The organism is Nonomuraea sp. NPDC050556 (assembly GCF_044457355.1).
GTDB lineage: Bacteria > Actinomycetota > Actinomycetes > Streptosporangiales > Streptosporangiaceae > Nonomuraea.
The window spans coordinates 3053515-3067747 of sequence record NZ_JBITGU010000001.1 but is presented as its reverse complement, the minus strand read 5'-3'; the positions used below and the strand labels follow the sequence as shown (position 1 = coordinate 3067747).

The window sequence follows — 14233 nt, the reverse complement described above, 5'->3', positions numbered from 1 at the left end:
CTTCGGCTCGTAAGGCGCTGGTCCTAAGCCGGATGGGAAACCAGGCCCGCATCGTAGGCGATGATGACCAGTTGTACGCGGTCGCGGGCGCCGAGCTTGGTGAGCAGGCTGGCCACGTGTGCCTTGGCAGTGCCGGGGCTGATGCGGCGCTCAGGATGTCGTCGTCCAGTGGCAGGTCCTTGACGAGGAACCCGGCGGCGTCACCGTCACCGTGGGCGTTGGTGTCGAGGGCGGCGGCACAGTAGGAGCCTCATCGCCCCATTCCGCGTCAGGGCCTGGATCGGGGTCGACCATGTCCGCAACGGGGGGAGACGTTTCGGCATGAGCGGACCCGCCTGCCCCCAACGGCGCGTAGCAGGCCAGCGAAACCACGGCGGCGGCCCGAACCGCTCAGAGCTTCATGACACGACTGTGGCGGTGCTCGGCCTTGAGCGGGCCCTCACCCCGAGCACGGAAACCCCCACAGCGATACATAGCGGACACAACCACAGCACCCTAAAGGATCCCTTTACTTCATCTTTGCCCGTTTGGTGTCTATAAGAGAACATTTAGGTAAATCGCTGAGCGGACGGCTCGCGAGTGAGCCAGGACCACTCCTGATCACCCGGGCGCCGACGAAGGCAGGCTTCGGGGGTGAGTGTCTGTTCTCTGCGTTGCCGGCGACAGGCTGGACCTGCGCATCGGCGGGCCCAGCCTGTCGCCGGCACGATCAGCCGGCCGTGAATGAGGTGACGGGACCCAGGTTGCCTGCCCTGTCAAAGGGCCGGACCTCGCCGTACCCGGACTCCGGAATGGTGACCGTCACCTGGACGCCCTCAATCGGTTGCCCATCGCCCAAGGACCGGTAGAAGACATACCCGGCGATGTCCGTCATGCCGTTCGGGCCGAAGGTGACCTGGCGACCGGACACGGTGACCGACGCGACCTTGTCCGGAGGTGTGGAGTCGATGCCGAACTCACACCACCTGCTCCACTCGCTCACCAGACCCGGCTGGTCGCGGTCCTCGGCGCGCACCCGCCAGCGGTAGACGCCGCCGTTGTGGACCTTGTCGGTCATCTGGATCAGCGTGGTGTTACCGGAATAGGCCGGGGCCGTCTGCTCGTCCACCGCCTCGCCGTCCAGCGTCTGCCACTGGAACCGGGCGTTGAGGAAGCCGCCCTCGCGGTGGCTGAAGTTGGCTTCATGCGTGCTGGACCTCGCCGCTATGAAGAAGGGGCGCTCGTCGCCGGTCGCGCAGTCCGGCCTGGTCACCGGCGGATACGAATATCCGGACTGGGTGAGCCGCAGGGCAGTCGGCACGTCGGGCGCCGACTTGGCGACGGTGAAGGTGTACGTGGTGACCGGGCTGCGGTTGCCCGCCTTGTCGTAGGTGTAGGCCTCCATGGTGTGCACACCGGAGGCGGCCGGCGTGAAGGTCACCGTCGCGGTGCCGTCCTCGCCGACGGGCAGGTCATTGACGCCGCCGAGCGAGACCCTGAAGCCCTTCACGTCCGTGGCGCCGTTGACGCTCAGCTTGAACTCCCCGGGTACGTCGATGCCGCCCGCGGGAGTGGAGTCCTTGTAGAGCGTGGACGTCACGGTCGGCGCCGTCTCCGGGGCGACCAGGTCGAGCCGGTATTCACACCACGGGCTCCAGTTGCTCGTCGTCCAGCTGTCCTCGGAGCGGGCGCGCCAGCGGTAGCTGCCGTCGTGAATCCCCGCGGGACTCGACGCCCTGGCGTACGGCCAGCCCCTGTCCAGCTCGACCACGCTCTCGCCGAGACGGGTCCCGTCGAGGTTCTCCCATTCGAAGCGCACGTTGACCGGCTCGGAGAAGGAGTGCTCCACGGTCGCGTACGCCTGAGGGGTGGCCGTTCCCAGGTAGGGACGGCCTTCGCAGGGCTGCTCGTTGATCGCCGTGTTCTCCGGCATCGCGGGCGGCACGGACGACTCGACGATCAGCTGGGGCGCGTTGGCGAAGACGTACCTGCTGAGGGTGTCCTTCTCGTCGGTCGCGCGCAGGCCGAGCGTCACCGGCGACCCGTCGCCCAGCACCGCGGCGGACACGTCGAGCTCCAGGGTGGAGCGGCAGGCGTCCCAGGTGTGGGTGGAGACCTTGGCGTTCCACGTGGGCTGGGCGTTCCACGTGGTCCGCGCGCTGATCGCGCCCGTGCTCCATACTTCGAGTGCGTGCTCACCCACCTGGCAGTCCTTGACCCGATCGAGCTTGAGCGTGGCCCGCGCCAGCCGCCTGCCCTCGAGCGCCGCCGGCTGGAAGGTGAAGAACGAGCGCTGGGCGCGGTTGCCGTCGCGCCCCACGGGTGCGGCGACGTCCTCGTTCCAGTGCGAGGCCTGGCGATCACCCGAGTCCGCGTAGGTCCAGCCGGTCGGTGTGAACGATTCGACCTGCGGCGCCGGCTGCTGAGAACCGGTGGTCGTGTACGTGTAAGCGATCTTCAGCTCTGGATCGTGGTTGAGAAGGAGGTTGCCGAAGGAGGCGACCTCGTCCCTGCTGGCGAGGCCGAGGGTGAGCAGGTTCTCGCTGCCCGCCAGGAAGGTCCGGATGGTGCCGGTCACATTCACCGTGTAGCGGCCGTCGACCCCGCAGGTGATCTGTGAGACGCCGATTTGCCTGAGCCACTCCGGCTGGTGCCGCCAGTCCGTGTGCCTGTTGATCTGGCCGGTGGTCCAGACCTTGAACCCCTCGGAGTTGTCGCGGCCGCAGGGGGTGTTCCTGGTGAAGACCAGTTGCGCGGAGTCGATCGACTTGATCGACGGCGCGGCCTGTATCGCCGTGAGGTTGAGCTGGAAGAAGGACCGCCTGACGTCGGAGGCGCTGTCACCCGTGCCGAGCGGGGCCGGGCCGACGTCGTTCAGGAATGACTTGTTCTGCTGGAGCGAGGAGACATAGGTCCACGATTCCGGCGTGAACGACACGCTCGCCGTCCGGTCGACGTCCGCGGCCACGGGGGCGGCGCCCGGCAGGAACACCAGCGGCAAGGTGGCCAGCACGATGATGGACCTGGTGCGTAATCCCCACCTCTGGGAAGGCGTGAGGACCGCGGCCAGCGCGCGCGGGAGTTTACTCAGCATGACGGAGAGCATGCTTCCCGCACCTATTCGGTTCCTTTACCCCGTTGTATAGCGCCGCACAGGGATGACCGGCGGGCTCAGGGAAGCACGGGTGCGATCGGCGGCGAGTTCGTCCATCCGACCTCGACCAGCGTCTGGCCGGAGTCCTTGGCGAGCGATGCCTCGTCGCCGGTGGGCGTCCAGCTCGGGGTGTTGGTCATATCTCGCCGAGATCTCTCGTTAGCGCCTTGATGGTCGACGCTCTCCCTGTTCTCGGAAGCGCCGAGCTGGCCGTTCGGCACGGCTTGGTGCGCGTCCTCGGAAGCACACGGCGCAGGTGCTTCCGAGAAGCCGTTCTTCTCAGTAGCTGCTGACCTGTGGGTCCAGCGCCTATCAAGAAGTCCCGTCGAGATATGACCACGCCCCCGTTTCGGCCACCAGGGTGAGCCCGGCCGTCGCCCAACGCCCCGCCCGTCGGTGTCGGCGGGAGGGGCGGGTCTACCTCCGCAGGGTGTTTTACGGCTGACCACTCCCGTTGCGCTTACCTATCCTGGTGAAGGCGAGCCCGGCGCCGAGGGACAGCAATGCGCACAGAGTCAGCTCGATCGTCCCGATGGAAGCTCCAACCCCGAGAAGGGTCAGGATGAGCACAAGGAGTGCGAACGTGGCCATTGCGGCGAGAACACCCTTGATGGCAGACGGCATGGCGTTTCCCCCTATCGGCCTGATGTGAAGCTGGTGACGGTGCCCTTGGCGTTGACCTTGACGCGGTTCCAAGGGTATTGGGTGGCGAAGCAGCCGTAGTACCCCGCACAATTGGAGATGATCCTCTGGCTGTGCACCTCCTTGGTTGCGGCAGAGACGTTGTAGATCTTGAGGAATCCGCCGCTTTCCTGGCGCATAACGCCGCTGACGGTGTCGAAGTAGTGGTTCGTCGACGGGATCTTCGTCACCTTCGTGCCGTTATAGCACCACTGGACCCTGGTGTGGTACTTGTAGAGGATCTCGCCGAGCAGTGAATGCTTGGTCTGCCAGCGGTTGGTGACCCGGCACTTGGACGTGGCAGCCGCGGCCAGCATCTGAGCTCCAGCCGGGGCCGAGCTCGTCGTCGGCTCGGTGTCGATGGTCTCCGGCTCGTCCTCGAACCCGACCGCGTCCTTCTTGGGGTCGATGATGGCGGCGGCGATCTCGGGGTACTTCAGGAGCGTGGCCCGGTCGGCGTCGGAGATGGTCTCACCTTCGGCATCACGGATACGGTCCAGCGCGGCGCGGGCGTCGGCGGGAATCTCCCCCTCCGGTGCGACAGTCAGCTCAAGCGATGGGCTGAGTTCCGGCTTCTGCACGGCGCGACTGCTGTTGAGCACCACGTAGCGGCTCGTGCTGCCGCCGTTGTCAAAGTTGAGCGCGAAACCGTTGTTGGCGGAACCGGTCCTCCATCCGTTCACGATCTTTGTGACGGGGAAGGTGAACGACTGCCAGTACATTCCATCGGAGCCGACTTCATCCAGGTTGACGCAGTTCTGTCGTCCGTCGGCTTTGGCTTTGACTTTGTCGGCTATGGGTGGGCGGGTGGCGAAGGTGATGGTCTGCGGAGACCAGCTGGCGCTTACCCGGGCAGCACTGATGCCCGCCGTGAACGTGTCGCAGTCGGTGCCATTAAGAGAGGACGTGTATCCCCCCGTCAGCAGCCGGGCGGTGATCAGCCGCTCACCGGGCTTGGCCGCGATCGCCTCGGGGTCGAACTTGATGTAGCCGCTGCTTTGGGGAATGAGGAGGATGCCCTCCTTCTGCCGGAAGCCAGGCAGGTCCTGATTCACTTCCCCGTCGAGAATGGGCCAGGTGGGGAAGGTGGTGATGGGGTCAAGCGTCACCGGATAGGTCATCTTGGGGTCGTTCAGGACGCTCGCTGACGGCTTGAGAACCAGGGTGGTGTCGGCTCCCTTGGTCTCCACCGTGACCGGCAGGTCGTTGCTGTGCTTACCGCGCACTCCCGGCATGGCCGGGGGGACGCCGGTGGAGTCCCACATCTCCGGCTGGCTGGCGGCACCGACGAGTTTGCCGGTGGAACGCTGGCGCAGCTCCAGCTTGCCGCTCTTGTCCTCGCTCAGCTTCAACTGAGGGCTGATGACCGGCAGCCGGACCTCGACGGGACCCTTTGGCTTCTCGCGCAGGATGACGTTGTGGGTGAAGCCTTCGGACAGTGCGATCACCTGAAGGTCGGCCCCGGGTCCGGCGGCGTCGGCGAAGGTGGCCACGTTGGCCTTGACGGTTGGCTTGGGCAGAGGCGTGGGCCAGTTCAACGCGTAAACCTCACCGCTGGGCGCGGTGATCTGCGCCAGCGGCTTGTCGTCGCCACCGGCTGAAATCCTCAGGTCACCCTTGGTGTTGCGGGGCCGCAGGACGCCGTCGGCACCGACCAGGTCTGCGTCGATGGCGTGCCAGGCGCCGTTTGCGCCCTTGGTGCGCACGGGGCCGAGGCCGACCTGCCGCCGCAGGTTCCCGTCGGGCTGGGCCCAAACGGTGATGCGCTCGGTGCGCTTGGCAACAACCTCCACATCCTTGCCGGCGGCCTTGGCCTGCTCGAGGGCCTGCGCGACGCTGGGGTCGACCGAGCTATCGGCCTCCGCTCCGACCGCTGTGTGGCTCGTGGAGGGGGTGGGGGTGGGTGCGGCGTGAGCGGGGGTGCCTGCAGCGAGGACGGCGAGGGCGGTCACGGCGCATGCCGAAGCCAGTCCCGAATATCTACCCATTGAGGATTCTTAAGTCTTTCTTGGTATAAATCGGACAATTCCGGCATAAAGTTAGCATAAGGATCCGGTCAAGAGCGCCGCAGCCGAGACGGTGAGCTGACAGCCTCGCAGTGGGATCGGCCGGAAAGCACGACAAGCCCCGCTCCCGACGATCTCCGCAGGTCACCCCGGCGTCAGCGAGGCGGACAGACTGAACAGAGCACGATAAGTCCGGCGCCCACTGCGCCGCAGGCGGCATTTCCGCCAGGCCGCCCTGCTCGATACCTGACCTAACGTCAGCACGGCGCTGGGAAGGGTCACGCACAGTACAGGCGTACACTTCCGTTCCGCCGTACTCCGTCCCCCGAGATCAAGATAGAAGGATCAGGCCCACCAGTCAGGGTGATCACACCCAGCAGCCGACACATCGAGAAGTTCGTGAAGGAACTGCCCGACGGCACGTACAGCGGTATGGCCGAAGTGATCGTGTCGGTGCACACGCTCACCGGCCCCTTTAGGGCGTTGACCTGGGCAAATCACCCTTCGCCGCCCGTTACTCTTTGTGGTCACCCGTCGCAGATCGTCACAAGGACCTCTTTGCCATGCAGTTCGGATGCGGCCTCTTCCTCCTCATTGTCGTCATCGGCGGCCTGGGGCAGTTCCTCTGGAACATCCACCCCATCGTGCTCTTCGTGGCGATCGCCGCCCTGCTCTTCGGCCTGTGGAAGTGGTATCAGCAGAAGCGGGAGGCGGAGGCTGCCGAAGCCGCTCGCGAGTCATACGCGAAGCGGCTCGCCTATGCGAAGTCCTGGCAGACCGGCTCGGGCACCTTGGCACGCGACACCGACCGGGACCTAGCGGTCGAACTCCTTCGCGCCGGGCACGAGGATGGGCGTCTGCCTGCGGATGAGATGGCGGACCGCATGGGTGCGGCGATGTCTGCTCGCACGCACGGCGATCTGGCGGAGGCTCTGAACGGTCTCCTCGGCTGAACGTGCCGACTGCTGTTCTACTCCGGCGTCCGAATCGCCGAGCTCGTCGCCCTGGGCGACAACGACGTCCCTCCCCTCAGCCCGCAAGGGCAAGGTCATCGTCCACTCTGGCAAGGGCGAGACCTCCCGCGAGATCCCCCTGCTGGACGGTACCGCCCGCGCCTCGGTCACCGAGTGGCGCACCGAGCGCGCGTCCTCGCCGTGGCGGTACGACGCCGGCGAGCTCCAACGCCACCGGACCTCCCTTGACTCGGACGCTTCAACCCGCAGATCGGAAACATCGTCACCGGCAAAGGGCGGCGAGGTCGCGAGCAGGTCCCGTGAGCGCCCGGCCCGCCAGCCGGATCATGCGGATCGGCCGAGTGAGGTCCAGCCCGATGACAGGCACCTCGACCAGCGTCCCGGCGCCCAGCTCCGCCGCGACCGCGAGCACGCTGAGCACCGCCGCACCCGTTCCTTGGGCGACCGCGCTCTTGATGGCCGTGGCCGAGGACAGTTCCATGAGCGGCTCCGCCGTACCCCCCAAGGCTTTGTCGAGGACCTCGCGGGTGCCCGAGCCGCGTTCCCTGGCGACCAGCGGGGCGGCGGCCAGCTCCGCCGGGGTGATGCCGGAGCGGCGTCTGGCCCACGGGTGTCCCGGCGCGACGAGCACCGCGAGCCGGTCCCGCATCACCGTACGGCCACGCAGTCCCGCAGGGGTTCGCACGCCCTCCACGAACCCCAGCTCCGCCTCTCCCGCCAGCACGTGCGCCGCCACCGCCCCCGAGCTGCCCGCCAGCAGCGTGAGACCAAGCGACGGGCGCTGGGCGCGCAGCGCCGTCAGCCAGCGCGGCAGCAGGTATTCGGCCGCGGTGAGGCTGGCGGCTACCGTGAGACGGGAGTCCGCGGACTCGAGCAGCGAGGCGATCCCCGCGTCCAGCGCGCCGGCGGCCTCGCACGCCTGGCGCGCCCATCCGGCCACCAGCGCGCCGTGGGCGGTCAGCCGTGAACCTTGAGGCGAGCGTTCCAGCAGGGCGAGGCCCAGCCGCCGTTCCAGCGTGGCGATCCGGCTGCTGGCCGAGGGCTGTGAGATGCCGTGCTCCCTGGCGGCCGCGCCCAGACTGCCCAGCCGCGCCACGGACAGCAGCAGGTCGAAGGGGCGCAGATCGCTCACCTGATCGGGCAAGGGCATAGATCAAATCTATGAGGTCATCGGTCATCGGCCCCTACGCTCGAGCCGAAACCGGGGTCAGCCTGGAGTCATGAGCGTCAATCTTCCCTTTGGCCTGCTCAGCAGGCTCGACCGGCCGTCCGATCTCTTCCGCCACCTGGGCCCGAACTGGTACGCCGCCGTCATGGGCACGGGCATCGTGGCCAACGCGGCCGCGTCGCTGCCGTTTCCCTGGTTGCGCGCCCCGGGAACGGTGGTGTGGCTCCTGGCCTCGGTGCTGCTGGTGGCGCTGACCGCCGCGTGGATCGTGCACTGGGTCAGGTACCCGGCAGCGGCCAGGGCTCACGCCGACCATCCGGTAATGGCGCACTTCTGGGGGGCGCCGGCGATGGCCCTGATGACGATCGGGCTGGGGGCGCTGACGTTCGGCAAGGACCTGGTCGGCCTGAACGCGGCCCTGTGGATCGACTGGCCGCTGTGGACGGCCGGCACGCTGCTCGGCCTGGTGACCGCCGTCTGGATCCCGTACAAGGCGATCACCTCGCACGCCGTCGACGAGGACGCCGTCTTCGGCGGCTGGCTGATGCCGGTGGTGCCGCCGATGGTCTCCGCGGCAACAGGTGCGGTGCTGGTGCAGCACCTGCCCGCGGGTCAGGCGCGGGCCACCATGCTCGCTGCGTGCATGGCGATGTTCGGCGTCAGCCTGTTCGCGACGCTGGCGATCCTGCCGCAGCTGTGGCGGCGGCTGATGCACTCCGGCACGGGCCCCGCGCTGATGACGCCCACGCTGTGGATCATGCTGGGCCCGCTGGGACAGTCGATCACCGCCGCGGGCAACCTGAGCGACCAGGTGCCGGGCAGCACGCCCATCGCGCTTCTCTACGGCCTGCCCACCTGGGGTTTCGCGCTCATGTGGCTCGCCCTGTGCGTGACGCTCACGATGAGGGCGGTACGGCGCGGCATGCCGTTCGGCCTGACCTGGTGGGCCTTCATCTTCCCCGTCGGTACCGTGGTGACCGCCACCTCCAGCCTCCACGCCCACACCGGGATGGTCGCGCTGGGCTGGATCGCGACCGTCCTCTACGCGTTCCTGGTGGTCATGTGGGTCAAGGTGGCGGCACGAACCCTGCGGCTGAGCCTGCGCGGCGACCTCTTCCTGCCCGCTCCCCGGGCGGCGGACCTCACCATCGCCTGACACCCGCATGGCGGGCGCGGCACGTTCCGCCGGGGATGAGGTGCGTGTGAACAAGCACTCGCCGACCGGGATCGCCCGCCAGGAGCTGCGCAACGCCACCTCGACTCCTGCAGAAGACCGGCGCACCGGTCACGTCACGGTGACGAGGACGGCGGCCGGAAGTAGTTGCTACCCCACTCACCAGTAAGGCTCCGCCAAGAGATTGTTCTGACGTAGGGCCTCAGCTCGTCCTGGGCCGCTCCGGCCAGCAGCCGGGGGAGCAGGTGATCGCCGATGAGAATCAGCGTCATCTGTGGGTGTTGTCTGATCAGCCAGTGCCATGTTCGGTGAACGGAGCGCGAGCCTTTTCCTGTCAGCACACGCTGAACCTCGGAGATGACCAGCAGTGCCAGCCGCCGTTGGGTGATCACCTCGGCGAGCCAGGCATCCCACCCGAGGTGATGGGGCTTGGAATCGTGCCGGTCGAGGTGCACGGCAAGTTCTGCGGCCACCTTGGCCGGAACCGTCCACCATGCCGAGCGATGTCCAGGAATGCCGCGCTCCCTGAGCGTGAGCCGCGCGGCCCCTGCCGCCGCTTCCTGCATGGGGACTCCACCCTCGAGGACGACCCCTTCGTCCCCCAAGCGGTGCCGAACATCCAAGACATCGGCGAGGACGGCGACCGCCTGCTCGTCCACGGTCATGGACGGTTCCAGGTCCGCTTCGACGAAGTTCTCCAAGCCCCAAGGCGAGGAGGTGATCTCGTCGATGACGCTGGCGGGGGCCGGAACTGCCCCGGCGATGCCTTGAGGGGGAAGCGTCATGGTTCCATTGTGCCGCCTGATGCTACATATTGTGATGAAGTCGGCACGATGTGTACGTTGCGGGCGGCACGACGCCTGTGGCGCGCGACCCCAAGCCATCGACCAGGTCCTGGCCACCCCGGTCCACCGTTCGTCGGGCTGATCATGATCCACAACTCAGATCCAAAGCCGGTGCAGGCAGCATTGCCAGACACACGGGCGCGTTCTGTCCACTAACATGCCCGCTTACAGCCGCTGAGAAGGTAAGAATCGAGCAGCCCGTCGGCGCATCCACATTCGCCACGCGGACGGGCCTCCACAGCCGTAGTTGGCGAGCTGGCGACGGCAGGCTCCGAGGGCGCCAACCAGGTCGTCGGCTTCGGTACGGTCCTCGGCGCAGGCGTCGGTCTCGGCGTTGCCCTGGCCGGCAGGCGGTGCTCACGAGCGTGAACGCTACCCTGGTAGGAGGCTCCCGGGCGGAGGATGGATCATGCTCGGCCCTCGCGGTCAGGGCTGGTTGGTGGAGAACGGCACCTGCCCCAGCAGGCCTGCGACCTCGGCGGCCAGGTACCCGGCCACCACCTGCGCCAGCAGCGGTGAGAACTCCTCACGCACCCCGCCGGCCACGGGCAGCAGAGTCCCGGCGGCCGCCGCGAGCTCGTCGTCGCCGTCCTGGCCGACGGCCACGACAGTACGGCCGAGCGCTCGAGCCCGCCGCGCCACGGCCAGCGCCCGCTGCCGGGTACGGCCCGGCGCCGCGAACACCACGGTCGGCATGTTCAGCGGGCGGGCCAGCACCTCCACGTGCCCCCACTCCTCCATATCCTGCGCGGCGGCGAACACTCCGGCCGCCTCCACGAGCTTGGCCGCGGTGAACTGGGCGCTGCCGTACCCCGGACCGCTGCCCAAAGCCAGCATCACCGGGGCATTGGCCACCTGCTCGGCGACCCGGGCGCAGCTGCGCCGTACCAGGTCGGTGGTCGCCGCCACGGAGTCGGCCACCGCGGCGAGTTCGGCGCCGACGTCGTCGGCTTCTCCGTCCCCGAGGTGGCCGCGGGCCCGGCCGATCTCGATCGCGACCAGGTACAGAGTCAGGAGGCTGGCCTGAAAGGTGCGGATTCCCGGGCAGGGCAGCAAGAAGAGTGTCGGCGTTGAGTGGTTGACCGGCGCGTTGGCCGGGGAACATCGCGGCTCAAGCCTTGTGCTGACAGGATCGATTCCTACTCGACACTCCAAGATGGATCCCCGTGGATGAGCAGTTCCCTCCAGGACAGCATGGACGTGACATCGCGGTTCGCCGTGCCGCCCAGATCCTCACAGCCTGGGGAGACCGACCGCAGCCTGACAATCTGAGCGAAGCGGTGAAGGTATTCGACGAGATGGACGACGTCGACGACCAGGAGTGGAGGGACCTCGTCTGTGCAATGGCGTTCGTCGCCAACCTGTTGGCTGACCATGAGAGACAGGGAGGCGACCGCACCGCGTGGCTGACGCGGATCACGGAGAAGGCGGTCTGGCGATCGAGCTGGCCCGACACGGATTAGTATCCGCGCGAGGCCCACCAAGACATCGGCCGCGAGGGTGATCCTGCGGCTCTCGTCATCCGATAGCAACCGTAACTTCATGAGGGCATCTGACCCTAGCTGACAACCCGCCGTACAGACACGCAAGGGATCGGCGTGTGGTTTTGATCGGTGGGTGGGTGGCTGGGTTCCATCGGCACTATCTGGCCACGTGGTCGATCAATTGCGTGCGGTCTGAAGCGTGGTTGTCGTAGCCGCGGTCACGATCGGGGTGTTCATGTCGTGCCGGATCTGGCCGGCGTCTAGAGCCGCGGTGTACAGGCGAACCTCGTCGACGGCGCCGTCGTAGGAGGTGTTGTTCTGCCCGCCAAAAACGTAGCGGTTGTTGGTGTGGGCGCCTACGTCGCCAACGCCCTCCAGGCTGGCGGCTTCGATACCGTTGACGAAGATGCGGGCGATGCCGCCATCGACGGTGACGGCCAGGTGGGTCCAGACGCTCGCGGGCGTCATCGTGGGCTCGATCACGCGATTGTTCACCCAGATCCGGAAGCCGGTCTCGGTCTGGTAGATCGCCAGGGGGGCGGTGATGGTGGCCGCCCCCCATGTGGACGACTCCAGCTTCAGGACGGCCGTCTCATAGTGGCTGGCGTTCGGTCTGAGCCAGGCGCTGAAGGTCAGGCTGGTGCCGATGGGCAGGTCGCTTGGTTCGACGCTGACGCCGCACTGCGGTTTGGGCGGGAAGAGGTAGACGAAGGCCATGCCCCGCCCGTGCCTGCCGTCCGTCCTCCACTCGCAGCCCGGGAGGGAGGTCTGGCTGTGGTGCGAGGAGTCGACGGGGTACCCGCCGCTCTCCTCCAGGCCGAAGGCGGCGGCGAGCGCGGAGGTCGGGGATGGCGTCGCGCTGGCGCTCACGCTGGCCTGCTCCGAGGCGGCGCTGGCTAGGCCGCCGTTGTCGAGCGCGACCACTTTGTAGAAGTATGTCCCGGCCTCGATGGGTTCGGAGTACTCCAGGGATTCCACCGTGGCCCGGTAGGTTGCGGTGCCTGGTGTGAAGCCGGAGTCCGTGGAGCGGTGCACCTGGTAGGCGAGGTAGCCGCGATCGTCGGTGGCGGCCGCCCAGGAGAGCGTGGCCCGGCCTGCGGACGCGGTGGCCCTTGGTACGTCGGGAGTGGACGGGGGGGTGTCCGCGGGCAGGGATCCGGCGTTCACGGGTGTGCGCATGTCGGCCGCGATCTGCGCAGGGCTCAGGGCGCGGTCGTAGATGCGCATCTCATCCAGCAGGCCCTCCAGCCCGACGCCGATCTGGAAACTCCCAGGCGCCAGCCTCAGGCCGGGGGCGCTGTCTTGGGCGGCCTGCTCGCCGTCGATGAACAGGCGCAGCACGTTCCCGTCATAGGTGGCCGCGAGGTGAGCCCAGCGACCGATGGGCAGGGCGCGGCTCTGGGCGGACACGTAGGCGACATCGGTCGACCAGAGGCTCGTCGTCGCCCGACCCTCGCTGTCGGCGGACATGCCGAAGTCGCCGGTGGAGAAGTCGGTGTTGTAGAAGACGCTCTGGTCGGGGCGTACGTCGGTGAGTTTGACCCACGCCTCCAGCGTCATGGCCGTCGTCAGGCGCAATGACGGAGAGTCAGGCAGGATCCAGCCGGATTCCCCGTCCAGCAGGGCGGCCCTGCCGTACCGTCCCGCGCCCCAGTCGATGGCGGCCTCCTCGGCGTGGTTGCCCAGGCCCGAGGCGTCGTGAAGCGTCGAGCCCGCGCCCTCGTCGAGTCCGTACGCCGCCACGAGCCCGTCGAGACCGCTGGACGCGAAGGCCGGAGCCGTCAGCGCGCCGGCCGCCAGAACCGTTGCCGCGAGCATGCCGCAGACGCGCGATAAACCGCGCATGGCTTTCCTCCCAAGACCGTGGCGAAGACCTCCTGATCTTCGTCGCATCACTGTAGTAACTCATAACCCTTAAGTCGCATTGGGCCCATCTGCTGGTGCTTCGTTCACACACCGGGCGATTTGTCACAACGCATCGCGTCATCAAGGCCCACGGTTGTTCAGTTGTCGATTTCTGCCAGAATCCTGGCGGTAAGGGGCTCGTAAGGGACACGACATAACACGGCATTTGACTCGATCATCGTCGAGACCTGCCGCGCTCTGCGCCCTCTCGCAGCGTTCTTCGCCAGCTCGCCTCGTGGCTGGCTTCGAAGGCTCGGCAGGGACGCAGAACGATGGCGGCGGCTACGGTGAAGGATTGGCAGAATACGGGGAGAGCAATCGAACAGTTGTTCGCCTGGGGACCCACCTGGCGGGCTCGTCCGGCTCAGGGAGAGCCGTAGGGAGTGCAACGGGCCAGTCTTGGTTTGAGGATCTCTGGCTGGGAATCAGCGGGTGAGGAGGGAGAAGCTGGGCTCACGGTCGCAGAGGAAGCTGGGTGATGTCGGCGTATTAGCCGTGGTTCCCGCAGCTTCTCGGGCCGCCAACTGGAAGGGTTCGATCCCTGTTGGCGAAAGCTGCCGTACTTTCCGCCGCCTAACCTCTGCAGATCGGCCCAAGAGTTCTCAACGCGTCGCCTGGGGATTTCCAATAGCTCAGCAAGGTTCACCCCAATAGGAATTGTTTGTGGCACTACTTACATTGCCCAACGTGTGGGCTTTCATTAGCCCTACCATACGTTTTGCATTGAAAAGACAGTAGTTGATGTTGGTTCTATTGTTAGAACTCCATGGCCCCTCGTAATACTTTATAGAATACCTTTGCGGGGTTGCATGCATAACGAATTTTCCGTCGTTAGCGCCAAATGCACAGTAGTAGTTCGACGG

At 66.9% G+C, this 14233-nt stretch carries 11 protein-coding genes; 3 read left to right on the top strand and 8 right to left on the bottom strand.

Going from position 1 to position 14233, the window contains the following annotated elements:
- Positions 1-23: 23 nt before the first annotated feature.
- From ACIBG8_RS14685 to ACIBG8_RS14670, 4 genes are all read right to left on the bottom strand, one after another.
- On the bottom strand, positions 24-143 hold the full coding sequence (locus tag ACIBG8_RS14685) for a LuxR C-terminal-related transcriptional regulator (RefSeq protein WP_397343936.1): 120 nt from the start codon (positions 141-143) through the stop codon (positions 24-26).
- 566 nt (positions 144-709) lie between these two features.
- The gene (locus ACIBG8_RS14680; protein WP_397343213.1) at positions 710-3073 is read right to left on the bottom strand and encodes a hypothetical protein; all 2364 of its coding nucleotides are present in this window, start codon (positions 3071-3073) and stop codon (positions 710-712) included.
- Positions 3074-3150: 77 nt separating this feature from the next.
- A complete protein-coding gene (locus ACIBG8_RS14675) occupies positions 3151-3273 on the bottom strand; it encodes a hypothetical protein (RefSeq protein WP_397343212.1) in 123 nt (40 codons plus the stop codon).
- 495 nt (positions 3274-3768) lie between these two features.
- The gene (locus tag ACIBG8_RS14670) at positions 3769-5766 is read right to left on the bottom strand and encodes a DNRLRE domain-containing protein (RefSeq protein WP_397343211.1); all 1998 of its coding nucleotides are present in this window, start codon (positions 5764-5766) and stop codon (positions 3769-3771) included.
- Between the two features lie 617 nt (positions 5767-6383).
- Here ACIBG8_RS14670 and ACIBG8_RS14665 point away from each other — a divergent pair.
- On the top strand, positions 6384-6773 hold the full coding sequence (locus ACIBG8_RS14665) for a DUF1707 domain-containing protein (RefSeq protein WP_397343210.1): 390 nt from the start codon (positions 6384-6386) through the stop codon (positions 6771-6773).
- Positions 6774-7056: 283 nt separating this feature from the next.
- Here the strand turns inward: ACIBG8_RS14665 and ACIBG8_RS14660 are convergent, their stop codons facing one another.
- Complete coding sequence (locus ACIBG8_RS14660) at positions 7057-7944, bottom strand: LysR family transcriptional regulator (RefSeq protein WP_397343209.1); 888 nt, start codon at positions 7942-7944, stop codon at positions 7057-7059.
- A gap of 70 nt (positions 7945-8014) precedes the next feature.
- On the opposite strand from ACIBG8_RS14660, the gene ACIBG8_RS14655 reads away from it, so the two are divergent.
- Positions 8015-9118 (top strand): TDT family transporter, encoded by a 1104-nt coding sequence (locus ACIBG8_RS14655; RefSeq protein WP_397343208.1) that lies wholly within the window; start codon positions 8015-8017, stop codon positions 9116-9118.
- Positions 9119-9252: 134 nt separating this feature from the next.
- Here the strand turns inward: ACIBG8_RS14655 and ACIBG8_RS14650 are convergent, their stop codons facing one another.
- Together ACIBG8_RS14650 and ACIBG8_RS14645 are read right to left on the bottom strand one after the other, a co-directional pair.
- Complete coding sequence (locus ACIBG8_RS14650) at positions 9253-9921, bottom strand: hypothetical protein (RefSeq protein ID WP_397343207.1); 669 nt, start codon at positions 9919-9921, stop codon at positions 9253-9255.
- Between the two features lie 486 nt (positions 9922-10407).
- Entirely contained in the window at positions 10408-11037 is a 630-nt protein-coding gene (locus ACIBG8_RS14645) for a hypothetical protein (protein WP_397343206.1), read from the bottom strand.
- A gap of 110 nt (positions 11038-11147) precedes the next feature.
- Between ACIBG8_RS14645 and ACIBG8_RS14640 the strand changes: the two genes are divergently transcribed.
- Positions 11148-11444, top strand: a complete 297-nt coding sequence (locus ACIBG8_RS14640; protein WP_397343205.1) for a hypothetical protein — start codon at positions 11148-11150, stop codon at positions 11442-11444.
- A 198-nt stretch (positions 11445-11642) separates the two neighbouring features.
- Here the strand turns inward: ACIBG8_RS14640 and ACIBG8_RS14635 are convergent, their stop codons facing one another.
- Positions 11643-13310, bottom strand: a complete 1668-nt coding sequence (locus ACIBG8_RS14635; RefSeq protein ID WP_397343204.1) for a LamG-like jellyroll fold domain-containing protein — start codon at positions 13308-13310, stop codon at positions 11643-11645.
- Positions 13311-14233 lie beyond the last annotated feature (923 nt).